Source organism: Runella zeae DSM 19591, from assembly GCF_000423565.1.
In the GTDB taxonomy this organism is placed as follows: domain Bacteria; phylum Bacteroidota; class Bacteroidia; order Cytophagales; family Spirosomataceae; genus Runella; species Runella zeae.
Genome location: NZ_KE384043.1, coordinates 168,630 through 194,941 on the forward strand (window position 1 = coordinate 168,630; position 26,312 = coordinate 194,941).

Below are 26,312 nucleotides of genomic sequence, written 5' to 3' on the forward strand. Positions count from 1 at the left end.
AGGAACAAATATAGACAAAGTTATTTTGAAAGTATCTCATAAAATTAGTCATAATGACCATAGAAAATACCGTGTAATTGCTTTTTAAAGAAACTAACTTCAATAAATTCATGAAATCTCGTCGTGATTTTTTACTTGAACTTGGCGGCTCGGCCTTTAGCCTGCCCTTGTTATCATCTTTGGCAAGTACTGAGGCTCAGGCCTTAGCTCCTGACAAACAACTCCGCGTGGTATTGGTAGGGCTTGGTAGCTATGCAGAGCGCGTGGCTACGGCTATGAAAGACTGCAAAAAGGCCAGGTTGGTGGGAGGGGTAACCGGAACTCCTTCTAAAATCGATACTTGGTCGAGTAAATTTGGAGTAGACAAAGCCAATTTTTACAGTTACAAAGATTTTGAAAAACTCAAAGATAATCCTGACGTAGATGCTGTGTACGTCACTTTGCCCAATTCCATGCACCACGAATACGTGATACGAGCGGCTAAAATGGGCAAACACGTGATTTGTGAAAAACCGATGAGCGTGAGTGTCAAGCAAGCAGAAGAAATGATAGCTGCTTGCAAAAAAGCAGGGGTAAAACTTTACATAGGATATCGGATGCATTTTGAGCCTTATACCCGTGAACTCATACGGATGCGAAAAGCGGGAGAGCTAGGCAAAATCATGCACGTAAATGCTTATTTTGGATTTAAAAGTGGCGACCCTAATCAGTGGCGTCTCAAAAAAGCACTAGCAGGAGGTGGAGCACTGATGGACGTAGGGATTTATTGTATCAATGCAGCTCGCTATGCCACGGGCGAAGAACCCGTGTGGATTTCGGCCGAAGAGGCCAAAACTGACCCCGTGAAGTTTAAGGAAGTAGATGAAACTATCACCTGGCAAATGGGTTTTCCGAGTGGTGTGATTGCTTCATGTGCTACTACTTACAACTTCAATAATTTTGAGCGGCTCTACGTAGTAGGCGACAAAGGATTTGTAGAATTAAGCCCTGCTTATGGATATGGCCCTATCAAAGGACGTACCCACAAAGGCGAAATGAGCTGGGATACTTCAAAAATGCATCAAACTTGGCAAATGGATGGTCTGGCAGATTGTATTTTGAATGGAAAACCTGACCCCAATGTAACTGGCGAAGAAGGACTAAAAGATATGAAAATCATAGATGCTATCTATAAGTCGATTGCGGCGGGTGGAAAGAAAATAATGCTTTAGCATTTGGTTGAAAATCATTAAAAAAGCGGCGAGGGCTACCCCTCGCCGCTTTTTTAATGATTTTCTAAAACTGCCGTATTTTCAGGTGAGATTTTTTCGGGAAAGCCGGAAGGCGTTAGCATTGGTTCTTCCATTTCGTGATCAAAACTATCAGGTTGGATTTCTACGTTTTTCACAGCCTTCTCATCTTCTCCACTGATTCTTCTTCTGCGCCTTTTGGGGCGATTTTGAGACTGGGTCCGGTCTTGAAGCCACTGTCTTTGGTAAGATAATGTCTCGGCAGTGGATAAAGGAATAAAATTTTTGGAATAAGAGCTTCTTTGACCTACGTTTTCTTGATTGCTTTTCATAATGCTGATTTGTTTTATAGGGGTTGGACAAGACTATACGTCGAAAACTTTGTTCCAAAACATTTTTGAGGAATTTGAGGAAAAATAACAACATCTCATTTCCCTATTTGAGGAAAGGCTGGGGCAGCGTAGAAGTGCTTTTGGGTTGATTTGGGGAATGGCATAGGTTTTTTGATGAAAATATCCCAAAGAGTAAAAAAATAGTTTTAGTACGTATTTTTTTAACAAATCAGTAGTATGAACATCATGAAAAACACACCGTCGCTCTTTGGAGGTCATCCAGAGCTAGTAAAAAGCGTGCATCGCCGTTCGTTCTTAAAATGGGCAGGTGGAACAGCCGCTGTCACAACTCTCGTTTTGACGGGCTGTAAGGAAGACGATACCACACCAGTGGTAGGGGAGGTAAATCTTGGCACAGGTGATTTTGCCGTGCTGAATTATGCTTATGCGTTAGAACAGCTTGAGGCTGCGTTTTACACTAGAGTGATAGAATCGCAGTTTTCAGGAATTACAGCAGATGAAATTGCGCTATTGACTGACATTCGTGACCACGAGGTAGCACACCGGGAGTTTTTCAAAGCCGCTTTAGGTAGCAATGCTATTGGTGGACTAGACGTTGATTTTAGTTCAATCAACTTTGGGAGTAGAGAGAGCGTACTCAATACCGCCAAAACATTTGAAGATTTGGGAGTCGCAGCTTACAATGGTGCTGGAAGATTCATTACTTCACCTGATTATCTTACTTTGGCAGGAAAGATTGTATCGGTAGAGGCGCGTCATGCTGCCTATATCCGTGATTTGTTGAGCAATGGTACTTTTGCCGACAATACCGTGGTAGATAGCAATGGCTTGGAAATGTCGAAAGACCCCGCAGCCGTATTGCAGGCCGCAGCTCCTTTTATAAAAAATACTATCAACGCCAGCGCATTGGCCTAAAACTCCTTCAACGCCATGGATTTCTTAAAAATATTGAATCTTCTTGAAGAGCGCGATCCCGACATGAGCGACCGCCTCAACACTCGCCGTCAAGCATTAAAGGATTTTGCCGATTTAGGTAAAAAACTCTCGATGGCAGCAGTACCAGTAGCTATGGGAAGCATGTTTCAAAAAGCTTACGGACAATCTACCGCTACAGTAGTAGATGTACTCAATTATGCTTTGACATTGGAGTATTTGGAGTATCGTTTCTACGAAAAAGCTTTGGCTAGTACAGGGTTGATTCCGGCGGGTGCACCCAATGGGGCGATTACTACGATTATGAATCACGAAAAAGCGCACGTTGATTTTCTAAAACAAGCCATTACCAGCGCGGGTGGTACGCCAGTAGCTGAACCTACTTTTGATTTTTCAGGAGGTCAAGGGACGGGAAATGGGCCATTTGCAAGTGCATTTTCTAATTATCAATTGTTTTTGGCAGTAGCCCAAGCTCTTGAAGACACGGGCGTGAGAGCTTACAAAGGCCAGGCGGGCAATCTCGTGAAGCAAAATGCCGTCCTTACCGCAGCGCTCAATATCCATTCGGTGGAGGCTCGCCACGCTTCTCATATCCGCCAAATGCGTAAAGCAAATGGAGCTAGTGTAAAGCCTTGGATTACAGGAAAAGAAAGTGGTATTGACAACTCAGTGGTGCAGGCTATCTACAATGGGGAAGAAAATACTACCCAAGGAGGCGTAAATATTACGAGCCTAGGAAGTATTTCGGCCAATGTTGCCTCCGAAGCATTTGATGAACCACTTACTAAAGAGCAAGTGCTCGCAGTCGCTACTTTGTTTTTAGCATCATAATATTGCATGTAGATTAGTCGACTTATTAACTAAAAAGAGACTATTTCAACTGAAATAGTCTCTTTTTAGTTAAAGATAAATGAGTATACCAAAGAGGTAAGATGCTTTAGTATATATCTTTGCTATACGACGCTGTGAAAAACTCTTATCCTTTGTTAAGGGTTGATAGGCCAATATTAACATCGAACAGAGATGTATGTATTGGCCTTATTTTTTATTATTTTCTCAAATCAATAGTATACGTGACACTGCGACTATTCTCAACGCCGTTCATTGTGCCATTTAGTGCTTTAACTCTGTCCCACGTCGCGTCTATCGTGTAGATGATGCCAGACGTTTTAGGCTTTAACGTAAGAGTGTAAATAAGCCCTAGCCCGCTGCCGTTTACATCACCTTCTACTTTACTACTTCCACTTATGAGAGTATAAGTTCCTGTGACTGGATTGGTCGCATTCGTCAAATTTATTTGGAGTATTTTGGAATTAGACGCATTAGCTTTGTCTACTGCTGTGCCTTGATAGTTTCCTTCAGCGGTAGTTTCTTCTTTGAGCTTACTACAATTTGCGAGGCTTATAAGTAAGCATCCTGCTAATAATGAAGTGATAGTTTTTTTCATTGCGATAAGTTTTTACAAAATTGTAAGGCGAGGTTTCTTTGTGGAATAGTTGCTTCTAACTATTTCGGTTTCTGGATGTAATGTACACTTTTGGGTTATCAAACATTACTCGTTCAGAAACTTATGAAAACACAACTTTTAATAAGCGGATTATTGCTGATGGCGACTTTGGGGAAAGCCCAAGAATTGATAAACCGAACTTTAGTAAAGTTCAATGTATCAGGTGCTGTGTTTCAAAATTATACAGCTCAGTATGAGAGAATTTTGACAAAAAATAGCTCAATTACTTTTACGGCGGGTACTTCTCAAAATGCTCCCTTGCCTTTCAAGCAAGCTTTATTAGATAGATTTAGCGACAATGCCGACGCCGTGAGGGCTATCAATACTACTCTTTTTACCAAATATGTTGGTACCTTCGAGTATAGATTTTATTTGGCGGGACATGCTCCCACAGGGTGGTATATTGCCCCCTTTGTACGTTATATCAATATGACTATCAACCAAGACTATACTTATACCGACTTAAAGGGAGTATTACATCGTCCCAATTTGAAGGCGCAGTTTAATGCGGGAGGGGCGGGTATTTTGCTAGGTTATCAATGGATGTTAGGAAAGCGTATTGGGATAGATTTGTGGTTGTTGGGTCCCTTTTATGGCACCAATGTTAAAGCCGATTTTGTAGGATACGACCCGCTCTGGCAAAGCCTAACGACCGAAGATATTCAAAATATAAAAAGAGATATTACAAGTACTAAGCTGCCTGGATATACAGCTACTGACCGCATCAACTTGCCCGTGATAGAAGCCCTCCTAGAAGGGCCTTATTATGGTGTAAGAGCATTGGGGCTTGCCTTATCGTATCGGTTTTGAGAAAAAACAAAATAGGGGGGCTTTTAAATAAGCCCCTGTTCTTTGGCAAAGTGTAGTAAACCGATAGGGGTGTCAATTCCTGTCTTACGAGCGATATTGCGACGGTGGGCATTGATGGTAAATTCGCTTACTGAGAGGTGAATGCTTATTTGTTTAGTACTAAGTCCTTGTACAATTAAGGTTATGATTTCGATTTCGCGGGGAGTGAGTTGGTATTTATGATTGAAATCATCCAAAAGCTTTTCGTTAGGAGGAGCAATGGTTTTGAGATTAGGAAACCATTTTTGTCCTTCCATCACCGCCACCACTGCCGCTTTGAGCTGTATTGACGAAGATGTTTTGAGTAAATACCCCGCCGCGCCAAGCCCTTGAACTTCCTTTACAAAAGCGGGATGATCATAGCTCGTAAACACAATAACACGCACTTCTGGAAAATCCCGACGAATAATTTTTAAGGCACTCAAACCGTCTATTTTGGGCATATTGAGGTCAAGCAGCAATAGGTCAACGCGATGTTTGTGTAAAAAATCAATGACTTGGTGACCGTTGTTGACAGGAGGAAGTAATTCTAAATGAGGTACCTCTCTCAATACCGCTAGTAAGCCATCGATAAGTAGAGGGTGGTCGTCGGCAAGCAATAGACGCATAAGATTGAGAGTCAAGGATAGAGTGATTGACAAATATCTCGTTCTTAATCGAATCCAAAAATCGTTAGTAGTAACTATTCGGAGCGGGGAACTAAATGCTCGATGACGACCAAAGTCCCTCCATTAGGGGCATTTTGTATCTCTATTTTGCCTCCCAGATATTTTACTTTAGCTCGGATAGAGCTCAAACCCTTGCCTTCGCTTGGAGGAAAAGGCTTGAGACCTAAGCCATTATCTTCAACCATGACAGACAAGGTGTGGTCGGGTTGCTCTACTACTTCTACAAATGCTTCAGTGGCCTGAGCGTGTTTGAGGGTATTCTGGATAAGTTCTTGGATGATTTTAAAAACATCATGAAGAAAAGAAATAGAGTAATGAGGATTTTCTTCGATGCCTATCACAAGGGTATCAAGATGTAATTTGCCAGAGAGGTTGACAGTATCAGCCAAATCTTGGACGGCATGACCAAATCCATACCTTTCGATGAGTAAGGGTGTGAGTCGGTGACTGATATTCCGAATCGTAGTGCTCACATTGCCCAAGACTTCGTAGGCTTTGGTAAGCTTTGGCTCGCTATGAACATCGGTGAGACCTTTTTCTAATACCGACGATACATTGAGAGAGACAAGTGCGAGCGACGAATTGACTTCGTCGTGGAGCTGGTCGGCCACTTTGCGGCGTTCATTTTCTTCGGCTTCCATGATTCCTTTGATGAGGTAAATATGGCGCTGTTTTTTCAATTGCTCTAGCTCGGCCTGCTTGAGTTCTAAGGTTTGACGATTTCTAATTTGACGGTTGCGTAGATAAAGCATCAAAAAAACAATAGCCAACACAGCCGTGCTTATGATAGCACCATACAAAAGACGTTCGCGTTTGATTTGCAGCTCGCGGGCATTTTTTTCTTTGTTTAGTCTCACCACTTGTTGTTCTTTTTCTCTCAAACCTACTTTTGCCAATACTTGCTGAATAGCTCTATAACGGTTGAGGTTGGTAAGCGAATCTTTGATGGTATGGTAAGTTTGAAGATGTTGGAGATGTTGAGGCAACAGACCTCGGGCTTTCTCCAACTCTGCCAAATATTGATAATAATAAAGCCCAGTAGCCGAGTAAGGTCGACTATGTGCCAATGTATCAAAGGTTTGTAGTATATTTTTGGCTTTCTCAAAAGCTCCTGTAAGAGTAAGAGCATGGGCATAGTATAAAGGGGCAGGCATAAAATAAAACGCCGCTGTGCTGCCTTTTTCGAGTGCTTGCTGATGGTACAAAAGTGCCGATTGAGGGCGTTTTTCATACTCTGCTATCAGCCCAGCCGCCGTAAAATAGTTTGGAAAAGGAATGTCTTTTTCGGGGAGTTGAAGTAAAGTTTGGGTCTGTTTTAAGTAGTTTTTTGCTTCTTTATACTGGCCTATTGTCGCTTTTGTAAAAGCCATTTGGGTCGTAAAAAAAGGCGTTTGAGTAGGAATAAGGTTGGGCTTAATGACGACTTCATTCAATAAATCCGCAAATTGATTAGCGTTGGAGTTGTCGGCCAAAATGAGATTTTGCTGGAGCATATAAAAGTAAAGTGTGGGGATAGGATTTCTAAACCAAAAATTACTTCTTTCATAAAACCTTGGCCGTCGCGTCAAGGAGGAATCTTTGGCTAGCTCTAGCAATGCTTCCGCTTCTGCTACTTGTTGAGCGGGGTTTTCATCCAAAAAATTGACAACAAAATTATAGCGAGCCGTAAATTCGGCATTTTTGTCGTTGAGTCCTTCGGTTAGCTTAATAGCCTGACGGTAAAAGTTTTCGCGAGATTTAACATCATTGGGCGGAATGTGATATGCAGCGTGTAGTGTATAAAAAAAGGCGAGATTTTCGCGGTCATTAGCTGCCCTGGCACTTGCTTCTCCCAGGGCTAAGTATTTGGCTGATGAGTCGGCTTTTTCCCAATGATTGTATAAAAATACAAGTCCTACCAAGGCTTCTCGATATTGTTCCGAATTCAAAGGCGCATTGCGAAGGGTTTTTTGATAAAGTATTTCTGATTCATCAAATACCCCAAACGACTCCTTGGCCCGTGCCCAAGCCATGAGCAGCATATGAGCCCATTGCCATTGGCCTGCCGCTTGTACTTTAGGGATATAATCTTTTAGCCAAGCATAGCTTAGATTCAAATTGCTTTTTCCAGTATCCTGAATGAGGTCACAAGCTTTCCGAAATGATTGTTCAGTAAGAGGCTGTTTTTGAAGTTCGTTCCATGTCGTTTTTGCTTCGGTATCGGAGAGAGTTTGGGCAATGGTGTGATAAGAGCTTAAAAATATACCAAACAAAAGAAGCTTCAGTCTTTTCATAACTTGTCAATGTTGTATATAAAGTAAAAGTACTAAATATTTTTGCTTATATAATTGGGGAGTTTTGATACTTCAAGCTCTTTATGTGGTATAAAAACAATTGGTTATGAATCGTCGCTCTTTTATCCAAAATACTGCTGCTGGCGCAGCTGTCACCCTTTTTTCTCCTTATGGCATTGCTGCTCCTCGGGCTAGCAAATACCGCACCGCCTTGATTGGTACGGGATGGTGGGGAATGAATATTTTGAGAGTAGCCATGGCGGCTGGCCAATCCAAAGTGGTAGCAATGTGTGATGTGGATCAAAATCAAATGGAAAAAGCTACGGCGGAGGTCGAAAAACTCAGTGGTGATAAACCCAAGCAGTATCGGGATTTTCGGGAGCTTTTGTCAAAAGAAAAACCTGAGATTGTGATTGTGGCTACCCCTGACCATTGGCATCCGTTGATTTGTATCGCTGCCGTAGAAGCAGGGGCACATGTGTATGTCGAAAAGCCCATTAGCCATACTATCAACGAAGGAAAGGCAATGGTGGCGGCAGCGCGCAAACATGGAAAAATAGTGCAAGTAGGAACTCACCGGAGGGTTTCACCTCATAATATCTCAGGGCGGGATTTTATTCGTTCGGGCAAAGTGGGCAAAATAGGCATGGTGCGTACCTTTGTAAATTACGGAGGAGGGCCTGGACAAGTTACGCCCGATGCCGAAACCCCCAAAGGATTGGATTGGGATATGTGGTGTGGACCTGCGCCTTTGCGCCCTTTCAACCCCAAAATTCACCCACGGGGTTTTCGTCAATACTTGGATTATGCCAACGGTCAACTGGGCGATTGGGGGATTCATTGGCTCGACCAATTGCTGTGGGTAATGGAAGAAAAGTACCCCCGTAAAGTATTTTCGACGGGTGGGCGAGCCATCCGAACCGACAATACCGACGCACCTGACCATCAGGTAGTAGCTTACGAATTTGAAAACTTTACGGCTACTTGGGAGCATCGGCAGTTTGCGGGCAATAACGCCGAAAAAACCCATCCCCAACAAGCTGTAGGCTGTTATTTTTATGGTACCGAAGGGACTTTTCATATGGGATGGCTCGACGGCTGGACTTTCTATCCGGTAGATTCCAAAAAGCCCGTTATTCATGAAGATGCCAAGCTTGATATGCCCGACCAGCAAAATATCGCTAATCTTTGGAGTGATTTTCTAACTTCTATTGAGAAAAATAAACCCTCAGTATGTGATATCGAAATCGGCTACCGCTCTACCAATATGGCTTTGCTAGGGATGCTTTCGATGAAAGCAGGAAGAAGCGTAGAATGGGACGGCGAGAAAGGAATTATCAAAAATGACCCCGAAGCCAACAAACTCCTAGAAAGACCTTACCGTAAGGGCTGGGAATATCCGAAAGCGTAGTGGCGGTAAATCAATAATATTTCCTCTTCATTTATGGGAGAGTAGGCCTATTACTTTTAGGTAGATGCCGAAGTAATATGCTGCTCTCCCGTTTCTTCTCCGGTATATCATAAATACCTCAGTTTTCTTTGTGGTATATTTGAGCTATGATACGTTGTTTCTTCCAAATTTTAGTGGGTTGTTTGTTTTCCTTTTCTTTACTTGGACAGCCGGTACTTCGGCTAGATGGACGTGATGACTACGCTCTGGAAGGATTTGTACGGTATTATAAAGATACCGTTTGGTTGGAGCCTTCACAGGTGTTTGATAAAATAGAGCAAGGGCGTGGTATCATGCTGCCCAAGTCGTATTTTGGGGAGAAGGCTTTGAACAAAATTTACTGGTTGCATTTTCGAGTTCAAAACGACTCCATTAGTCGAACCGTTGTATTCAGGTTTAAACGTCATGACTTGCATCATTTTCAGGCGTTTAAGAAAACCTCTAATCATCTAGATACCTTAGCCTTTACGGGAGATGCGTATCCCTTTATGCAACGCCCTATTTTAGTAAGTGATTTTTGTTTTTCCCTTTCTGTGAGTCCTAATGAAGCAGCGGAGATCCTTATTTTATTGGAAAAACGCTGGGAAGAACTCAATGCCGAATTTAGTCTCCAATCAGAGCAGAAGTTTTACTATGATGTTCGGCAAGATTACTTACTTATCTTTTTTTATGTAGGGGCTATTTTTTTTATGTTAATTTTTAATGTTTTTCTTTGGCTCAACCTTAAAGATAAAATTCATCTCTATTATATCCTTAATTTATTATGTAATGCTACCTTGGTATTCAATGCTTTTGGCTTAGGTTTTGAATATCTGTGGCCTTACTTTACGTATCAGCAGTCTATTATCAATAGCATATTAGCTATTTTGGGGGCAGCTACTAACCTTCTCTTCCTTTCACAATTTCTGGGACTTAAAGGAAATAGTCAATTTTTTCGACCTATTCAATATTTCGGTTGGTTTTTGGCAGTATGGGCAGTGCTAAGTTTCCCCTTTTTATTTATTAAAATAATTCATTACCCTGGATGGCTGATAGTGGCTTATCGATATGTATTACTATGGATTATCGGAATCGCTGCCCTATTAATAATTTTAGTGATTTGGGAGCAATTCAAAAAAAACAATCCTCTTGTAAAAATTTATGCGGTATCTATCTCTTTTTTTATAGTGGGAGCCATTCTTTATGTATTATCGGTGGTATACGAAATCCCTTGGCTGCGTTCATCTGATTTTGTCATGTTAGGCAATTTATTGGAGGTCGTGACTTTGACCCTAGGCTTAACCGTGCGATATAATTCATATAAGGAACATAACAACAAATTAGCTCTTCAACTCTCTGAAACCCAAAATACAATTGCTAAGCAGATTATACAGACTCAAGAAGCCGAACGCCAACGCCTCGCCCAAGATTTGCACGATGATTTAGGAGGTACACTGTCGGCGCTAAAATGGAGAGTGGCGGTCGATGCTCCTCAGGCCGAAGTACTTGATTTAATTGATAAAGCCATCGAAGACCTTCGTAGCGTTTCACGAAATTTGCTTCCTCCTGAGTTGGCAAAAGAGGGGCTGTCGCGCGCCATTCGCTTCACGATAGAACGCCTCCAAAACGCGTCAAAAATTGAATTTACCTACATCGTTTTTGGTTCGGAGTTTCGTTTTTCTCAAGAATATGAGCTGAATTTATACCGAATCATAGCCGAACTACTCAACAATGTAGTCAAGCATTCAAAGGCCACAAAAGCCGTTGTTCAAATGATTTTTCATGTGGATTACTTACATGTATCGGTAGAAGATAACGGAACAGGTATCAAAACCGAACAAAATACTTGGGGAATAGGGTTGAAAAATATATCTTCAAGAACCGAATTTTTGAAAGCTCATTTGTTTATTGATTCTAGTCGTGATAGAGGGACGACTGTTATTGTAGAACTACCTTATCCCGTTTTAAGTGCATAAAATGCAACCCAAAATACTAATTGTTGACGATCACACCCTTTTTAATGAAGGTATTCGCCAATTGTTGCAAGATGATTATCATATCATTGGGCAAGTTTATGATGGCAAAAATGTATTACATGAAATACAATCTAAAAATCCTGATGTTGTATTACTCGATATTAATTTGCCTACTATCAATGGCTTAGATTTGGCTAAAAATCTAAAACATTCTTTTCCAGCCCTCAAAATAATTTTTCTTTCAATGTACAGCGAACCGCGTTTTGTAGAGCAAGCAAAACAGCTTAATATCGACGGTTATTTGCTGAAACATTCTACAAAAAGAGAGCTGATAATAGGCATTCAAAAAGTATTAGCAGGTAGTCAGTACTTTGATTCTAAATTTCAAGATTTACGCTCCAATCTTCATCACGATGATTATTTTGTGAAAACGTATTCACTTACGCCTCGCGAGGTAGAAATTATTAAAATGATTAAACGAGGAATCTCAAATACCCAAATTGCCGAAGAACTTTTTATGGCGGAAGAAACAGTCAAATCTCACCGAAAAAATATTTATTATAAACTGGGTGTTAAAAATGTGGTTGAATTGGTAGAATTTGCCAATAAAAATGGGTTATAAAAAATTAAGAGCCAAGACCCAGCTAGCTGCGCTTTGGCTCTTAAATTAAATGCCTTAAAATTAACCTCGGAGGAGCTTAATTATTTGTAGTCATCTAAATGTATAGACAGCAGAGGCAAGCCCTGCTGCTACTTTAATACGGGAGGGACATAAAACTTCCAATCTGATTTATAATCACGACTCAGTTTCTTGTTGGTCATAATCGCCCGCACCATATCCACGGGCATGGAGTTTTGTTGCATGATAGCATCATGAAACTGTTTGTAGGTCATTTTTTTACTGTCCACTAATTCTTTTTTGAGGGCATAAAATTGGAACGCGCCTGTCATATACGCAAGCTGATAAAGCGGTGGATAGCCGCCCACAAAAGACCGCCTCACTTCTCCTTCAGCATTGGCACGCTCATGGCCTACGCGATCTACCAAAAAGTCGATGCATTGTTGAGGCGTCCATTGGCCTAGGTGGTAGTTGAGCGAGAATATAATACGAGCGCAGCGGTGCATACGCCAAAACAACATGCCCACGCGGTCTTCGGGTGATTGGGGAAAGTTCATATCCCACAAAATCATCTCCCAATACAATGCCCAGCCTTCGGTCCAGAAAGGAGTTCGGAAGCGGCGATAGGTTTTGTAGCGGTTGTTCATAAATCCTTGGAGATGATGCCCTGCAATGAGTTCGTGATGCACCGTAGCACGCGAAAAATGAGGGTTGTTACCGCGCATACTCATCAATTTGTCTTCGTGCGACATGGCCTCGGTAGGATACGAAATCAAGATGGTTTCGCCTCCCAAGAAGAAAGGGCTAAATTTCTGACGCTCAGCCGACATCATGGCCATGCGCCAAGTTTCTTCGGCGATAGGCGGAATGGTGATTAAGTCTTTTTGTTTCAAAAAAGATACCGATTCGTTATATAGCCTCAAAATCATTTCGGGTTGTTTGCCGACGGGCACCATCGAATTTTTGACCTTTTCTTGGGCTTTTTTCCAATCATCGCCAAATCCCATTTCGCGCGAAGCTTTAAGTAGCTCACGGTCGCACCACGCAAATTCTTTGTTGGCGATTTCGATGAGTTGTTCGGGAGTATAAGAAATAAACTCAAATTCCAATTGACGAATGAGCTCGGCTCGCCCTACGGCTACCCCGTCGATGCCACTACCATCGTCTTTTTTGGGAGTAGCCACTTTGGCTTTTTTAGTAAAAAGACTAGCGTAAGAAGCGAGCAACGTATCTACTTTTTTGTAAGGCTCTGGTACCCACCATGTAAAGTTGGGATCATAAGAGCTATAAAATTCAAACACACTTCTAAGGGCAGATTTGAGTCCATTGGCTGTACCGGCGGCTCTTTCGGCAAGTGAAGGATCCATTTTGTCCAATTTCTCGACGGCTTTACGTGCTTCCAAAATCTCTTTACTGAGCGCATTTAGCTCACTAGCGATTTGTTCGCCACTCACCGAAGCTCCTCTACGTCTGGTTTTTTCGAGCGCATAGATTTGATTGGCAAATGGAAACCAAGCTTGGGTTTGGGCCACTTCTTTGGCTTCAGTGGCAAGTTCTTCTAAATCCACCTTCAAATTACGCTGAAACAATACATAATCTACTTGGCTATCGACGGGCATTTTGTCGAAATCCATTTTCTGTAATTGTTGCAGATAATCATTGCTGAGTTGCTCTAGTCGTTGGCGACGTTCTGGCGAATTTTCAACTACATAAAAACGCGTCAAACTGCCACGGTCGGCGGCGTAGTTGGTCATCAGATGATGTACATCGCTGGTTTGTCGATAAAGCGAATTAATGGGAGCGGGCTGGGCTAGTGTGACTGAGCTACTCAACAGTGACACACCCAACAACAGATGTTTGATTTGAAGCATGGAAAAGGGGAGTTTGTGAATGAATGTGTGAATTTAGACCAAAATTCTTTATAGTAGTGTATTTTGGAATAAAAACCCAACTCCCTTTTTATCAGTTAAAAATAATATTTTCTGGGATTTGATTCAAATAGGGCTAAGCGACTTGGAGAGGTTGTGAAGAATTGCCCCCGAATACCAATTCGGGGGCGAAAATTGGTACTATTTAATATATCTAAAGTCCTCATCTCCTTTGAGTTGAATGAGTACTTCGTACATGAGATTGATTACGTTTTGCACATCGTCTTTGTGAACGGTCTCGACGGTAGTGTGCATGTATTTGAGAGGAAGTGAAATCAACGCCGAGGCTACCCCTTCGGTGGCATACGCAAAAGCATCGGTGTCGGTTCCGGTGGAGCGACTTACAGCTTGGCGTTGAAACGGAATCTTTTTCTCTTCGGCTATCCCGATAATCATATCCAAGACGTTGTTTTGTACCGCAGGGCCATAGCAGAGTACAGGGCCGTGACCGCACTTTAAGTCACCTTGTTCTTTCTTTTTGTAGAGTGGCGATTGGGTATCATGCGTAACATCCGTACAAATCGCCAAATCGGGCTTCAGGCGGCGCACGATCATCTCTGCCCCTCGGAGACCGATTTCTTCTTGTACCGAATTGACAATGTAAAGAGTGAAAGGAAGATTGATACCGTTTTCGTCCAAACGGCGTGCTACTTCGGCTATCATGTATCCGCCCATGCGATTGTCGAGGGCGCGCCCTACATAGTAGCGGTTGTTCATTTCAAAAAGCCCATCCACAAAAGTAACCACTGTCCCCACATGAATGCCCATTTCGAGCACTTCTTGTTTGTTGCTTGCGCCTACGTCGATGGTCAAATCTTGAACTTTGGGAGAAGTATCTTTGGCTAGCTCGCGAACATGAATCGCCGGCCATCCAAATACGCCTTTGACTACGCCTTTTTTGGTATGAAGGTTGACCCGCATCGAAGGGGCAATCACCGCATCGGAGCCACCATTACGAATCACATAAATATAGCCATCGTCTGAAATGTAATTGACAAACCACGAAATTTCGTCAGAGTGGGCTTCAATCACTACTTTATAAGGTTTGCCTTCATTGATGACTCCCACAGCTGTGCCGTAGGTATCCACAAAATAATCGTCAATGTAGGGTTTTAAGTAATCTAGCCAAATTTGCTGACCAGAGGCTTCAAAACCAGTAGGGGAGGCATTGTTGAGATAGGTGTACAAAAATTCGTTGCTCTTGTCTGACATAAATTCCTGATGCTTTATTAGTTGTCGGTAAAATACTCACTTTAATGATAACGCAAAGTTAGCAATCCACCCGAAACCTGTTTATCAATGACGAATTTTGTAGTATTTCTATTGATTTTTTCTTTGAAAAAACCAGACTCCTTCTACTTCTTTGACGAGCTTGTAGTGCTGATTGATATAGGCTCGAATGAGCGGAAAGTGCGTATATCGAGCTTTGCCATTTGGTGGTAGATACGCAGTAGTAGCCTTGGCTACCATAGCATCCAAAAACAAAATGGGGCGGTTTTCTTCCAAGTCTTTGATAAATTGCTGTTGGCGATACGCTTGCAAAGGACTTTCAGTATACACCCAGTACGCGTGTGAAAGGCGATTGCCAGCGGCTTTGTGTGTATATACAAAAAAACGGTCGGCATATCCCCAAATCGTCATTTTTTCGTTTTTGGGGCATAAAGTTTCTATTGCTTTTGTAATAGCCGCATCGGTAGAAGGTAAGGTCGGAATAGGGGTTTGGGGAAAGAAAAGGATGTTTTTTATTCCTTCAACACTTATTAATAAGATGCCTGTGATGTGAGCTTTACGAAAGGTGTTTGTGGGCAGATACAAAGATAGGAACGAGACCGCTATGACGCAGGGAACGTACAAAAGCAACAAATAATGGTCAAAAGGATTACCAGCTTGTAGCACTGCATAGAGGCTGACCGCCGCTAAGACAAGAGAAAAACATACAAATGAAATGGGGACAGGTGAAACGTTTTTTTTGAACGAACGTAAAAACGTGAATCCTCCTATCAAAACAAGTAATATCTGTACCATCCAAAAAATCCTTGTAGAAGCAGGGCGAAATAGAGCTTTTCCAATGGTAAGAGGACTAAAACGCGAGCTAATTTCTAAATCAGAATGGACGGTTGAAAAAGAGTAATAGTAGTAATTCCAAAAATAATCGTTCCAAAAAGTTTCGATGTGGTCATAATGATAATAAACGCCATTGACAATCACCAAAGGCAAAATCCCTCCCACGATAAGTGCTACTAAACTCCGCCATTGGGATTTCAGAATCACCTCCCAAGCAGCATAAGCCGCTAGCATCAGCCCCATCGGTACGATTTGAATTTTGGCAAAGGGCATCCAGCCAAGCCATAGCCCAAAAACCAGAAAAAGCGAGCTATGAGAGGGTTTGTTTTGGAGTTTGGTCAATCCCCAAAAACCCACAGTGAGCATCAAAATGCAAATATGTTCGGAGTTGTAAGTCATGAATCCTAACCATAAATGAGTGGCTTGGAAAATGACCAAAGGAGCCGTAAAAAGAAAAGATTTGGCCACAGAAAACCAATGCCGAAAAGTCAAAAAAACAAAAATCAAAGTACCTACCCACAGCAAAACACCGATACCGTCGGCCATAGCCCATGTGACCCTAATGCCGAGCATTTCTACTAATGCCAAAGGCAGTACAGTCAGCGGACGACTGTCGCAAAAGTTGAGAATCGTCCACCAAGGGCGGGGGGATTGTGCTGTACTGATAGCCGAACTTATCCACGTGCTCGTATCTACGTCCAACTCCGTTGGGACTTGATGATACCATCTTATGATAATCATTATCAAAAGTGAGCCTACGAAAGCCCAATTCCAACGAGTATCAGTTGTTGTGGAGTTAAGCATGATTATTGAGAAGACATGACCGTAAAAATAGAGCTACCAAAAGGGCCACGTCCTAAAATCTTTTCTTCTAGCTTGACCAACCAATAAAGCGGTTCATTTATAAAAGCAGGCGGCACAGCTACGTCAGACGATTGTTTGGAAAAATCAACTTTGCCTTGTTTGATTTGATAGCGTTGCCAAGCCCGTACTGTCATAATCAAAGGTGCTAAAGCAAAACTCCAATAGGTAGCATATTTGAGCCTTAGCTGGGCTTTTTGAGCGAGGCGCTCCATATCTTCTTTTACAAATCTTTTTTGTCCACCTACTACTACGTCGTGGATGCCTGCAAAAGCTTGGTGGGCGTTGTTGTTGGTAATAAAAATACCTCCCGGCTTGAGTTTTTCTTTAAACGCACTTAGGATGCTGATGATAGTAGTATCGTCAAAGTACGTAAAAACATCATTACAAACAATAACATCAAACGTTTTGGTAGGTCGGTAGTCGGTTACCTTGGTAAGGTCAAAATGCACTACTGCCAATCCCCTTGATTGCGAAAAATGCACACCATCTTCAGAAAAATCAAAGCCTTCGATACGAGTGAAACCCTTGTCTTTGAGGTGGGCAAGCATGCCACCCGTGCCGCAGCCAGCATCCAATATGTCGATGTCTTTGTGATTAGGAAAATGATTGTTGATAATGCGACTCACTTTTTGGTGCAAAATACGATACCACCACAGTTGCCGCTCGGCATTAAACATCCTTTCGTATTCGTCGTATTTGCCTATCATAATCAATAAAAATAAAGTCTCTAAAATAAAGTTGATGAAGAGTAATTGACGACATTCAGGGCTTGGTCTGTGAAACCTCAAATTTTTCGATGTATTGGGGTAAACCGCTCTGTACCATAAAAATACGTCCGATATATTCGCCTACTATCCCTAGGCTTGTCAGAATAGCTCCGCCGAAAAAAATCAGTATAATTAGGTTTGAATTAAGAAAAAAGAATTTGGAATGAATCACAAAAAGAGCAATATCTATCAAACTGACGACCACCGAAAGTCCTATCGAAAACAAACCCACGCCAGTCAAAATCCGTAAAGGTTTGAGGGAGTAGCCAAACAAGATAGTCATGAACAAAGAGGTAAGTTTGCGAAGTGTATAACCCGACTGCCCCTCTTGGCGTTGGTTGTGAGATACTTCTACACGCCCTATGTGACGAGTGACCCTGAATATCAAACCATCGATATAAGGATAAGGCCCTTTGTATTTGATTATTTCTTTGACTACGGGCTTTGCAATAAGCTTAAAACTAGATAAATACAAATCTGAGGGCTTTTCTAATAACCAAGTAGTGATACGATTGACGAGCCAGCTTCCGAAATTTCTAAAAGGAGAGTGTTTTTTTTGGGTATAATACGAATACACAACATCGAAATTACCTTCTTGGGCGGTTTGTACCAGTTTCAGGATTTCGGAAGGAGGATTTTGAAAATCATCATCAATCATGACCGCATAGTCCCCTTCGGCGTGATTGAGCCCGCACATGACAGCATTGAACTCGCCAAAATTGCGACGGAGGGCAATGAATTTGACATTGCTAAATCGCTGTGCAAGTTCAATACATACCCTTTCAGATTGGTCTCTACTTCCGTCGTTGACCAAAACAATCTCCAAGTCGTTATTTCCTAAAGTCTGTAGTACGTGCTCAACCAAACTGCCGATTGTTTGTTCGCTATTATATACTGGAATAATAATCGACAGGCGCATAGATTTGAGACACAGATTGGTTAACAGTTTTGACTATATAGGCAGCTTCGTCGTTGCTTAAAGAGGGGTTTAGAGGAAGGCTTACTACTTCATTATGAATTTTCTCGGTCAAAGGCAACGATAGATGATTGTAGGCTTCGTAGGCTTTTTGTTTGTGAGGAGGTACAGGATAATGAACCGTCGCCTGAATGCCATTGTCCATCAGAAAATCTATGAATTGTTCTCTTTTAGGGTGACGTATTACAAACAAATGCCAAGCATCTTCCTGGAGTGTTTCGAGATTAGGTAATGTAATCGAAGGGTTTTGAATACCTAGCGCAAAAATTCTAGCCAATTCGCGGCGGCGTTTGTTTTCGGTATCTAAATATTTGAGTTTTACATTCAACACTGCGGCTTGTATTTCATCAAGGCGGCTATTGGTACCGATATCGTCGTTGTAGTATTTGATAGTAGAGCCGTAGTTTCGTAAGCTACAGAGTTTACGGGCAAGGAGGGGGTCATTGGTAGTGATAGCACCTGCATCGCCGAGGGCACCTAAGTTTTTGGTAGGATAAAAGCTAAAAGCAGCAGCATCCGAAAGGGCGCCCGCTTTTCGACCTTCATAGGTAGCACCATGTGCTTGGGCGGCATCTTCGACTACTTTGAGATTGTATTTTTGGGCAATTTCCCAAATAGGCTTCATATCGCAGCATTTGCCATATAAGTGGACGGCCATGATAGCTTTGGTACGAGGCGTGATTTTTTTTTCTATTTCATTGGGGTCAATATTGAGGGTATCGGCGTTGGGTTCTATCCAGATAGGTTTGAGCCCCAAGCTAGTTACTGACAAAATAGAGGCTATGTAAGTATTGGCGGGTACGATTACTTCGCTATTTTTAGGAAATTCAAATGCTTTGAAAATCAGTTCCAAAGCATTAAGACCATTGGCTACACCCACACAATGGTTAACGCCACAATAAGCCGCCCAGTTTTGCTCAAAAGTAGCAACTTCTTTTCCCAGTACATACCACCCCGACCTAGCCACGCGCTGAATAGCTTCCTCAATTTGTGCTTGATAAGGTTGATTGACACGCTGAAGATCTAGATGTGGTATCATGGTTTTTCGGTGATGTAATCGTTTTTATCATAATACTGGTTTGAGAGCACTAGTAAAATGGCATCCTTTGAAAACTGATCCATGATGTGCCAATCACCTGGTTGCAAAATCAAGCATTGAGTAGGTTGATTCAGCAGAAACGTATGTTCGGTCTTGTCAGTAGTGGTAACTGTGATACGGCAACTTCCCGCAACAGGAATAAGAGCATTCCAAGTAGTATAATGACCATGTTTGGCGCGTTCTTGCTCTTCTGGAACACCATAGATGTAAAAGGCACGCTTAATATCGCCGGGTAAAATTTTTTCAAATACGGTAAGTTTTCCTTCGGTTGAGCCGTAGGTGTTGAGTTCAATGAGTTGAGGCATAACGGGTAAAGAAACGGAATTAAAGATGCTGTTAGGCTTTTGACCGTAAATAAACGTATTTTTTTCAAAAAACCCGTTCTGGATGTCTTTTTTTTGGAAAGCTTAAACGAAAAATAATAGACTTTATTATAATCTAAAAGTTCAATAAAACAAAAAACCCCGTCAGAAACGGGGTTTTTTAGTGCTATGTATTCCAAAAATCAGATTTTAACAGCTTTGACAGTCTTAATGATGCGAGCTGCCACTTTATAAGGATCAGCCGCTGAGTTTGGACGGCGGTCTTCTAACCATCCTTTCCAGCCTTTTTGTACAGCTGCAATAGGAATACGGATAGAGGCTCCACGGTCAGAAACTCCATAAGAGAACTGGTCGATAGATTGTGTTTCGTGTTTTCCGGTCAAACGGAGGTGGTTGTCAGCGCCATATACTGCGATGTGTTCAGCTACCACTGGAGCAAAAGCTTGGCAGATTTTGTCATAAGCTTCTTTGTTACCAGCTGTGCGAAGTACAGTATTTGAGAAGTTGGCGTGCATACCTGAGCCATTCCAGTCGGTAGCTCCAAGAGGCTTGCAGTGCCAGTTGATACCTACGCCGTATTTTTCGCCGATGCGCTCCAACATATAGCGGGCAATCCAGATTTGGTCGCCAGCTTCTTGGGCACCTTTAGCAAAAATTTGGAATTCCCACTGACCGGCAGCTACCTCAGCATTGATACCTTCTACGTTGAGGCCAGCTTGGAGGCAATATTCAAGGTGCTCTTCGATAATATCACGTCCGAAGGCATTTTTTGCACCTACTGAGCAGTAGTATGGACCTTGAGGGGCAGGGTAGCCATTGGCAGGGAAGCCAAGCGGTTTGTTAGTTTCAAGGTTCCACAAGAAATACTCTTGCTCAAAACCAAACCAAAAATCATTGTCATCATCATCAATAGTAGCACGGCCATTAGACTCATGAGGAGTGCCATCTGAATTCAACACTTCGCACATCACCAAGTAAGCAGGGGTACCCAATTTAGAACGTTCTGGATCTGAAACGATATATACTGGTTTCAACAAACAGTCTGAAGACCCGCCTGGCGCTTGCTCAGTTGACGAACCATCAAATGACCACATGTCGCAATCTTCCAATTTTCCAGAGAAGTTGTTCTCAATTTTGGTCTTACTACGCAAACTTTGGGTGGGCTTGTAGCCGTCTAACCAGATGTATTCCAATTTAGCCTTTGCCATTGACAGTATAATTTTTAGGTGGTTGAATAAATCTTTTGTAGTTGTTGTACTTTTTACGGATTCAAAATTAAGGTGTTTTTATGGAATCACCAAATAAAATTTTATATTTTTTAACATTGGCCATTTTTTATACAACAAATTGACGGTTTATTATATAAATATGATAATTTTTTGTACTAATTCAAGATGTATTGAAATTTGTAAGCTTTTGGATTAAAAAGGTAAAATATGGAGAAAGTAATATTAAAAATAATAGTAAAAATAGCTATGAATAGTGAAATAAGCAAAAGTTTGGTTAATGAAAAAGTCTGTCTATTTAGGTAGATTGTAGTATAATTCTATGAGAAAGGGTGTTTTGTACTTCTCTACATGGGAAAAAACACCGACCAACTAACGTATTTTTCCCATTGAATGCTTTCAAGTTCTAAATGACCTTTGTAGCCGTTATTCATTACGAAAAACTTAAATGAGTTTATCCTACAAAACATTCTCAAACATCATGAAAAAAGTGTACTCGCGTGTATCGTTGGTGATCGGTGCATTGCTGTTGCTTGGACTAGGGGCATGTGAAGGCCCCCAAGGTCCTATGGGGCCTAAAGGTGATACTGGACCAGCTGGTCCTCAAGGAATTCAGGGCCCAGTTGGCCCCCAAGGTCCTCCCGGCCCTGTAGGACCCTCGTCGTCATTAACAGGCGATATGGCAGGAGGCTTACAGCCCTACGACGAATTTAATAACTATAATAGTGCTCTAGAGTTGTCAGGCTTTAAAGTAACAGTGCAAGGCACTAGCCCCGTACTTACGACTACTACCGATGCCAAAGGATTGTATACCATCAAAGGTGTAAAGGCGGGTACTTATAATTTGATTTTTGAAAAAGCGGGCTATGCTACAGTATCTCGCTTTGGAGTAACACACGTAGGGGGCGATGCGCCTAATGTTTTAGGAACCAATATCACTTTTCAAAACTCGACTACAACAATTGCACAAAACATAACGGCACGACCCTATGCTCCCAATCCTAGTTTTATAGAAATACCTATTAAGGGCACGGCCTCTGTATACTCGCAAAGTAAATATCGATCTGTGCTTATAGTAGTAGGAAAGGATGACAAAGTCTCGGCCGACAATTATGAATATGCTGCTGTCTACACTTTGAGCGAAACAGGCGAGGTGGTTTTTTATGTGGGAGCGCAGTATGACTGGGTAAAACAACTAGGGTTTAAAACGGGTGACAAAATGTATGTCGCATTGTATGGGGCATCAAATTACCCTAGTTCGGGTTATAACTATGTTACGGGTAAAAATACCTTTAGTGGATACAATACTGCTAGTAAAGTGTTAGTTCCTGCTTTTGTATTACCCTAAATGCGTGATTGGTTTTCATCATTAAAACTGTATTAAAATGAAAAAGATAATTGCGTATATAGCTATTAGTATATGCTGGATTGGGATTTTAGTTGCCTGTAAAGAGGGTGCTATAGGACCCAAAGGTCCTACTGGCGACCCTGGCCCTACTGGAGTCCAAGGGCCTACTGGGCCTGCTGGACCGATAGGAGTACAAGGCCCCGCAGAGCCAATTCGTACGGGAGATATTGTGGGAGAAGTCACGCTTTTTAATGAATCAGGCTCAGTGGTGAGTGATCGGTCGGGGGTCACTGTAGCTATAGATGGTACTAATATCAACGTGAAAACCGATGAGTTGGGCAAATATAGATTTGTCAATGTACCTCAAGGCACTTACAATCTCAGACTAAATCGAAATGGTTTTGGAGAAGTGAGAATCATCTCGCGGCAGCATGTAGGTGGTCCCTTAGAGACAATTGCGGGGGGAACTACGCTGGGGCTCAAATCCACCACCGAAGTTACGTCTTTTGCTATTTCACTCGAAAAACAAAATGGTCAGGATGTGGTACGTTTTAAAGGTACTATTACCCCGGTCACTACAGATAGCCGAAGGGTCATAATTTTTCTGGATACAAACGATAAGGTTAGTGGTCTGCAGTATCAGCAGTATTATTTTGCTACGGCTATTAATGGAAACTTCGATTATATATTGCCCGTCATCAATTCGCTGAGTCGTTTTGCAGCCCAAAACTTATATGCCAACGCATACGGATTTACATCAACGAGTACTTACAGCGACCCTTCAAGCAATGTACAGATTTTTCCGACGCTTTCGGATAAGTCGCGACTTTCTAATGGTATAAAAATGCCGTAAATACTACTATCACAGAGTGTAATTGAAAGATAATGTATTAGGTTAGTTAATACAGGTTAGGAGTTGACTCAAAATCGGAGGCTTTGTGTAAGCTTCCGATTTTTGTTCATCTGAAACTGAGGTGGCTATTTAGAAAATAGCCACCTCAGTTTCAGTGATTTGGAAATGTTTATTTGGCTTTTCGCTCGATTTCCCGAAGATTTTCCATTTTTTTGTTGCGCAAGAATCCATTGATGTCTTCCAAGTGCTCTTTTACGCGCTGATTCCCAAATTCAAAAACTTTTTCGGCCAATCCGTCAAGAAAGTCGCGGTCGTGCGAAATCAAAATGATAGTACCATCAAAAGCCTTGAGGGCGTCTTTCAAAATATCTTTGGTTTTGAGGTCGAGGTGATTGGTAGGCTCATCCAAAATAAGTAGGTTGACGGGTTCGAGCAGCAGTTTAATCATCGCCAAACGCGTACGTTCACCTCCCGACAATACATTTACTTTCTTGTTGATGCTTTCACCGCTAAACATAAATGCCCCCAAAATGTCCTTGATTTTGGTGCGAATCTCGCCCACGGCGATGTTGTCGATGGTTTGAAAAACGGAAAGCTCACCATCTAGCAACGAAGCTTGGTTTTGGGCAAAATACCCAATCATCGAATTGTGGCCTAATTTCATGCTACCCTGATAGTCGATTTCGCCCATGATGGCTTTGACAAGGGTAGATTTTCCTTCACCATTTTTACCCACAAAAGCCACTTTTTGACCGCGCTCAATGGTAATACTCACGTCTTTGAACACCAAATGGTCGCCATACGACTTGCTCAATTGTTCCACAATCACGGGATAATTGCCCGAACGAGGTGCTGGTGGGAATTTCAGATTCAGGGCGGAAGTATCCACTTCATCTACTTCTACGATTTCGAGTTTCTCCAGCATTTTGACCCGCGACTGCACCTGCAACGTCTTAGAATAAGTGCCCTTGAAACGTTCGATAAATTCGGTCGTTTCGGCAATCATTTTTTGTTGGTCGTTGTACTGCTTTTGTTGCTGCTCAAGGCGCTCTTTGCGGAGTTGTAAATAATGCGAATAGTTTACCTTATAATCATAGATACGCCCCATGGTGATTTCGATGGTGCGGTTGGTGATATTGTCCACAAAAGCCCGGTCGTGGGAGATAACAATCACCGACTTGGCGGTATTGACCAAAAACTCTTCAAGCCATTGAATTGACTCAATATCGAGGTGGTTGGTAGGCTCATCGAGCAAAATCAAGTCTGGAGTTTTCAGGAGAATCTTGGCTAGCTCAATCCGCATCCGCCAGCCTCCGCTAAACTCACTGGTTTTGCGGGCAAAATCGGTTCGCAAAAAGCCCAATCCCAAAAGGGTTTTTTCTACCTCTGCGTCGTAGTTGACTTCTTCGGTGGAATAAAATTTTTCGCTTAGTTCTGATACCCGCTCGATAATCGTCATGTATTCGTCCGATTCGTAATCGGTACGGGTTTCGAGCTGATGATTGAGGGCATCGAGTTCAGTTTTCATTTCCTGTGCCTCAGCAAAAGCCTTGGATGTTTCCTCAAATACCGTCGAATCATCTTTGGTCAGCAAATGCTGAGGTAAATACGCAATGACAGCGTCGTTGGGAGCGGAGATTTTGCCACGGGTGGGCTTGTCGGCACCGGCGATGATTTTGAGCAAGGTGGATTTTCCTGCGCCATTTTTGCCCATAAGGGCGATTCTATCTTTTTCGTTGATGTTGAAAGTGACATCGCTAAATAGCGCCCTTCCCCCAAACTCTACGGTTACGTTATCTACAGAAATCATTAAGCAAGGTTATAATGAGCTGCAAAGATAAGGGGAAGGAGGGGTGTTATCAAAGAAGTGGTGTTGGGTAAAGGAGTGAGCTAGTAGAATATATTTTTAGTAATGATTCAATGCTACCATATTTCCATTTTGCTGTTTCCAAAATTTTAGATAGTGGCCAATCGCTGCCTCTGTCCACCTGATAAATTTGCACCTCGTTCGCCAAGCATGGTTTGAAAACCGTCGGGTAGTTTTGCAATAAAATCAGTAATTCCTAGCAGATTACAATAAAAAACAAGCTTTTGCATGTCTGGTTCAAATTCACCCACGGCAATATTTTCAATAACTGTTCCAGCAAAAAGGTCTATTTGTTGGGGAACTACGCTCACTATTTGGCGCAAACTACCGTTGTCAATGTATTGTATATTATAATCGCCAATGTACAATGTCGTTTAGTTAAACTTTAAGTGTCTGATTTATAGTATTTTGCGGTTTGTATAATATCTTCATAGGCGGTTTATGTTTTCGATTATTAGACCGATTTGGTCTGTAATCCCTCTTGTTTTCGAGACTAAATCATCAAATGCTGCTGAACTTGTTTATTGAAAATTAGTGTACTACTACAATAAAATTGTATTTTGGTTTTTTTTGCAAAAAATTTACAAGAAATAAACTGTCTTGGCTGCTAATTTCTTGATTGAAGTGAAAACGGTTAGAATCATCTCTGAAAAAAATAGATTTTTTCCTGTCTCCTAATTTCTTCTTAAAAGAATCGGGGAGATAAGTGTATACTTTTTTATCTATAAAAAAAATGCACTTATCTCCTTTTTGTTTATAAATAGATGATTCTGAGCTAGAAATATTGATAAATTGGTGTAACCCAGACGTATCAATAGACTTGTTCTTTTGCTGATAATCAATATTTTATGATATATTTGCGGTAATTAACATTTTAATAAGTTATTATGAAATCACAAAGAATTAGTATATTTAGTAATATAAAATCTGATAGAGATTTTCGAGCTACAACAGGCCTTAGTAAAGAGGAGTTTAATAGGTTATCTGAAAAGTTTTCTTGTTATTATACTCCAACAGTTCTATCAGGATTTCCTAATGGGTTTGGTAACAATAGTATATTTCAAAACTCAAAAGAAGCTTTGTTTTTTTTATTATATCATTATAAAGTAGCGACTACTTATGATGTTCTTGCTATTAGTTTTGGCATCGGAAGAGCTACCG

General features: G+C 41.7%; 23 protein-coding genes and 1 pseudogene. 10 read left to right on the forward strand and 14 right to left on the reverse strand.

The features are described from left to right. Positions 1-110: 110 nt before the first annotated feature. Positions 111-1,211, forward strand: a complete 1,101-nt coding sequence (locus G563_RS0129700) for a Gfo/Idh/MocA family protein (protein ID WP_028668538.1) — start codon at positions 111-113, stop codon at positions 1,209-1,211. 53 nt (positions 1,212-1,264) lie between these two features. On the opposite strand, the gene G563_RS0129705 is transcribed toward G563_RS0129700, so the two are convergent. Beyond that, positions 1,265-1,561 (reverse strand): hypothetical protein, encoded by a 297-nt coding sequence (locus G563_RS0129705; RefSeq protein ID WP_028668539.1) that lies wholly within the window; start codon positions 1,559-1,561, stop codon positions 1,265-1,267. 237 nt (positions 1,562-1,798) lie between these two features. Between G563_RS0129705 and G563_RS0129710 the strand changes: the two genes are divergently transcribed. Together G563_RS0129710 and G563_RS0129715 are read left to right on the forward strand one after the other, a co-directional pair. Then, complete coding sequence (locus G563_RS0129710) at positions 1,799-2,497, forward strand: ferritin-like domain-containing protein (RefSeq protein WP_028668540.1); 699 nt, start codon at positions 1,799-1,801, stop codon at positions 2,495-2,497. A 15-nt stretch (positions 2,498-2,512) separates the two neighbouring features. Continuing rightward, a complete protein-coding gene (locus tag G563_RS0129715; protein WP_028668541.1) occupies positions 2,513-3,346 on the forward strand; it encodes a ferritin-like domain-containing protein in 834 nt (277 codons plus the stop codon). 217 nt (positions 3,347-3,563) lie between these two features. Here G563_RS0129715 and G563_RS0129720 read toward each other — a convergent pair whose 3' ends face one another. Further along, positions 3,564-3,962, reverse strand: coding sequence for a hypothetical protein (locus G563_RS0129720; protein WP_028668542.1), 399 nt, complete (start codon positions 3,960-3,962; stop codon positions 3,564-3,566). A 123-nt stretch (positions 3,963-4,085) separates the two neighbouring features. Here G563_RS0129720 and G563_RS0129725 point away from each other — a divergent pair, with 123 nt between their 5' ends. After that, positions 4,086-4,832 (forward strand): DUF3575 domain-containing protein, encoded by a 747-nt coding sequence (locus G563_RS0129725; RefSeq protein WP_037328533.1) that lies wholly within the window; start codon positions 4,086-4,088, stop codon positions 4,830-4,832. A gap of 23 nt (positions 4,833-4,855) precedes the next feature. On the opposite strand, the gene G563_RS0129730 is transcribed toward G563_RS0129725, so the two are convergent. Together G563_RS0129730 and G563_RS0129735 are read right to left on the reverse strand one after the other, a co-directional pair. Beyond that, positions 4,856-5,494 carry a response regulator transcription factor gene (locus G563_RS0129730; protein WP_229598586.1) on the reverse strand — a complete coding sequence of 213 codons (639 nt, stop codon included), beginning with the start codon at positions 5,492-5,494 and terminating at the stop codon, positions 4,856-4,858. Between the two features lie 59 nt (positions 5,495-5,553). Next, positions 5,554-7,812 carry a sensor histidine kinase gene (locus G563_RS0129735; protein ID WP_028668545.1) on the reverse strand — a complete coding sequence of 753 codons (2,259 nt, stop codon included), beginning with the start codon at positions 7,810-7,812 and terminating at the stop codon, positions 5,554-5,556. A gap of 106 nt (positions 7,813-7,918) precedes the next feature. On the opposite strand from G563_RS0129735, the gene G563_RS0129740 reads away from it, so the two are divergent. The 3 genes from G563_RS0129740 (at position 7,919) to G563_RS0129750 (ending at position 11,839) form a co-directional block, all read left to right on the forward strand. Further along, positions 7,919-9,223 (forward strand): Gfo/Idh/MocA family protein, encoded by a 1,305-nt coding sequence (locus G563_RS0129740; RefSeq protein ID WP_028668546.1) that lies wholly within the window; start codon positions 7,919-7,921, stop codon positions 9,221-9,223. Between the two features lie 182 nt (positions 9,224-9,405). After that, the gene (locus G563_RS0129745) at positions 9,406-11,217 is read left to right on the forward strand and encodes a sensor histidine kinase (RefSeq protein ID WP_169579823.1); all 1,812 of its coding nucleotides are present in this window, start codon (positions 9,406-9,408) and stop codon (positions 11,215-11,217) included. 1 nt (position 11,218) lies between these two features. Beyond that, on the forward strand, positions 11,219-11,839 hold the full coding sequence (locus G563_RS0129750; protein ID WP_028668548.1) for a response regulator: 621 nt from the start codon (positions 11,219-11,221) through the stop codon (positions 11,837-11,839). Between the two features lie 128 nt (positions 11,840-11,967). On the opposite strand, the gene G563_RS0129755 is transcribed toward G563_RS0129750, so the two are convergent. From G563_RS0129755 to G563_RS0129790, 8 genes are all read right to left on the reverse strand, one after another. Further along, the gene (locus G563_RS0129755) at positions 11,968-13,707 is read right to left on the reverse strand and encodes a DUF885 family protein (protein WP_028668549.1); all 1,740 of its coding nucleotides are present in this window, start codon (positions 13,705-13,707) and stop codon (positions 11,968-11,970) included. 198 nt (positions 13,708-13,905) lie between these two features. Next, positions 13,906-14,976 carry a M42 family metallopeptidase gene (locus G563_RS0129760; protein ID WP_028668550.1) on the reverse strand — a complete coding sequence of 357 codons (1,071 nt, stop codon included), beginning with the start codon at positions 14,974-14,976 and terminating at the stop codon, positions 13,906-13,908. Between the two features lie 108 nt (positions 14,977-15,084). Next, positions 15,085-16,632 (reverse strand): hypothetical protein, encoded by a 1,548-nt coding sequence (locus G563_RS0129765; RefSeq protein WP_037328534.1) that lies wholly within the window; start codon positions 16,630-16,632, stop codon positions 15,085-15,087. 2 nt (positions 16,633-16,634) lie between these two features. Further along, positions 16,635-17,399 carry a class I SAM-dependent DNA methyltransferase gene (locus G563_RS0129770; protein WP_028668552.1) on the reverse strand — a complete coding sequence of 255 codons (765 nt, stop codon included), beginning with the start codon at positions 17,397-17,399 and terminating at the stop codon, positions 16,635-16,637. A gap of 55 nt (positions 17,400-17,454) precedes the next feature. Next, the gene (locus G563_RS0129775) at positions 17,455-18,378 is read right to left on the reverse strand and encodes a glycosyltransferase family 2 protein (protein WP_028668553.1); all 924 of its coding nucleotides are present in this window, start codon (positions 18,376-18,378) and stop codon (positions 17,455-17,457) included. Continuing rightward, on the reverse strand, positions 18,347-19,474 hold the full coding sequence (locus tag G563_RS0129780; RefSeq protein WP_028668554.1) for a DegT/DnrJ/EryC1/StrS family aminotransferase: 1,128 nt from the start codon (positions 19,472-19,474) through the stop codon (positions 18,347-18,349). The genes G563_RS0129775 and G563_RS0129780 overlap by 32 nt, the downstream gene beginning before the upstream one ends. After that, positions 19,471-19,839: a sugar 3,4-ketoisomerase gene (locus G563_RS0129785; protein WP_028668555.1), complete on the reverse strand. Its 369-nt coding sequence runs from the start codon at positions 19,837-19,839 to the stop codon at positions 19,471-19,473. Before G563_RS0129785 ends, G563_RS0129780 begins: the two co-directional genes overlap by 4 nt. Positions 19,840-20,039: 200 nt before the next feature. Next, positions 20,040-21,065, reverse strand: coding sequence for a glutamine synthetase beta-grasp domain-containing protein (locus G563_RS0129790; protein ID WP_028668556.1), 1,026 nt, complete (start codon positions 21,063-21,065; stop codon positions 20,040-20,042). A 499-nt stretch (positions 21,066-21,564) separates the two neighbouring features. Between G563_RS0129790 and G563_RS37370 the strand changes: the two genes are divergently transcribed. Together G563_RS37370 and G563_RS0129805 are read left to right on the forward strand one after the other, a co-directional pair. Next, the gene (locus tag G563_RS37370; protein WP_051211287.1) at positions 21,565-22,431 is read left to right on the forward strand and encodes a carboxypeptidase-like regulatory domain-containing protein; all 867 of its coding nucleotides are present in this window, start codon (positions 21,565-21,567) and stop codon (positions 22,429-22,431) included. 37 nt (positions 22,432-22,468) lie between these two features. Beyond that, positions 22,469-23,284, forward strand: coding sequence for a carboxypeptidase regulatory-like domain-containing protein (locus G563_RS0129805; protein ID WP_028668557.1), 816 nt, complete (start codon positions 22,469-22,471; stop codon positions 23,282-23,284). 169 nt (positions 23,285-23,453) lie between these two features. Here G563_RS0129805 and G563_RS0129810 read toward each other — a convergent pair whose 3' ends face one another. Together G563_RS0129810 and G563_RS0129815 are read right to left on the reverse strand one after the other, a co-directional pair. After that, positions 23,454-25,094, reverse strand: a complete 1,641-nt coding sequence (locus tag G563_RS0129810; protein ID WP_028668558.1) for an ABC-F family ATP-binding cassette domain-containing protein — start codon at positions 25,092-25,094, stop codon at positions 23,454-23,456. 155 nt (positions 25,095-25,249) lie between these two features. Next, positions 25,250-25,519 (reverse strand): annotated as a pseudogene (locus G563_RS0129815) (peptidase C39); the annotation flags it as partial. Positions 25,520-26,038: 519 nt separating this feature from the next. Here G563_RS0129815 and G563_RS38300 point away from each other — a divergent pair. Beyond that, on the forward strand, positions 26,039-26,312 hold a 274-nt coding region (locus G563_RS38300; RefSeq protein WP_211235283.1), incomplete at its 3' end, for a hypothetical protein.

What these genes read in the sequence shown, in the direction of transcription:
- G563_RS0129700 (WP_028668538.1), top strand. Translation starts at nt 111, where the DNA reads ATGAAATCTCGTCGTGATTTTTTACTTGAACTTGGCGGCTCGGCCTTT.
- G563_RS0129705 (WP_028668539.1), bottom strand. Translation starts at nt 1,561, where the DNA reads ATGAAAAGCAATCAAGAAAACGTAGGTCAAAGAAGCTCTTATTCCAAA.
- G563_RS0129710 (WP_028668540.1), top strand. Translation starts at nt 1,799, where the DNA reads ATGAACATCATGAAAAACACACCGTCGCTCTTTGGAGGTCATCCAGAG.
- G563_RS0129715 (WP_028668541.1), top strand. Translation starts at nt 2,513, where the DNA reads ATGGATTTCTTAAAAATATTGAATCTTCTTGAAGAGCGCGATCCCGAC.
- G563_RS0129720 (WP_028668542.1), bottom strand. Translation starts at nt 3,962, where the DNA reads ATGAAAAAAACTATCACTTCATTATTAGCAGGATGCTTACTTATAAGC.
- G563_RS0129725 (WP_037328533.1), top strand. Translation starts at nt 4,086, where the DNA reads ATGAAAACACAACTTTTAATAAGCGGATTATTGCTGATGGCGACTTTG.
- G563_RS0129735 (WP_028668545.1), bottom strand. Translation starts at nt 7,812, where the DNA reads ATGAAAAGACTGAAGCTTCTTTTGTTTGGTATATTTTTAAGCTCTTAT.
- G563_RS0129740 (WP_028668546.1), top strand. Translation starts at nt 7,919, where the DNA reads ATGAATCGTCGCTCTTTTATCCAAAATACTGCTGCTGGCGCAGCTGTC.
- G563_RS0129750 (WP_028668548.1), top strand. Translation starts at nt 11,219, where the DNA reads ATGCAACCCAAAATACTAATTGTTGACGATCACACCCTTTTTAATGAA.
- G563_RS0129755 (WP_028668549.1), bottom strand. Translation starts at nt 13,707, where the DNA reads ATGCTTCAAATCAAACATCTGTTGTTGGGTGTGTCACTGTTGAGTAGC.
- G563_RS0129760 (WP_028668550.1), bottom strand. Translation starts at nt 14,976, where the DNA reads ATGTCAGACAAGAGCAACGAATTTTTGTACACCTATCTCAACAATGCC.
- G563_RS0129765 (WP_037328534.1), bottom strand. Translation starts at nt 16,632, where the DNA reads ATGCTTAACTCCACAACAACTGATACTCGTTGGAATTGGGCTTTCGTA.
- G563_RS0129770 (WP_028668552.1), bottom strand. Translation starts at nt 17,399, where the DNA reads ATGATAGGCAAATACGACGAATACGAAAGGATGTTTAATGCCGAGCGG.
- G563_RS0129775 (WP_028668553.1), bottom strand. Translation starts at nt 18,378, where the DNA reads ATGCGCCTGTCGATTATTATTCCAGTATATAATAGCGAACAAACAATC.
- G563_RS0129780 (WP_028668554.1), bottom strand. Translation starts at nt 19,474, where the DNA reads ATGATACCACATCTAGATCTTCAGCGTGTCAATCAACCTTATCAAGCA.
- G563_RS0129785 (WP_028668555.1), bottom strand. Translation starts at nt 19,839, where the DNA reads ATGCCTCAACTCATTGAACTCAACACCTACGGCTCAACCGAAGGAAAA.
- G563_RS0129790 (WP_028668556.1), bottom strand. Translation starts at nt 21,065, where the DNA reads ATGGCAAAGGCTAAATTGGAATACATCTGGTTAGACGGCTACAAGCCC.
- G563_RS37370 (WP_051211287.1), top strand. Translation starts at nt 21,565, where the DNA reads ATGAAAAAAGTGTACTCGCGTGTATCGTTGGTGATCGGTGCATTGCTG.
- G563_RS0129805 (WP_028668557.1), top strand. Translation starts at nt 22,469, where the DNA reads ATGAAAAAGATAATTGCGTATATAGCTATTAGTATATGCTGGATTGGG.
- G563_RS0129810 (WP_028668558.1), bottom strand. Translation starts at nt 25,094, where the DNA reads ATGATTTCTGTAGATAACGTAACCGTAGAGTTTGGGGGAAGGGCGCTA.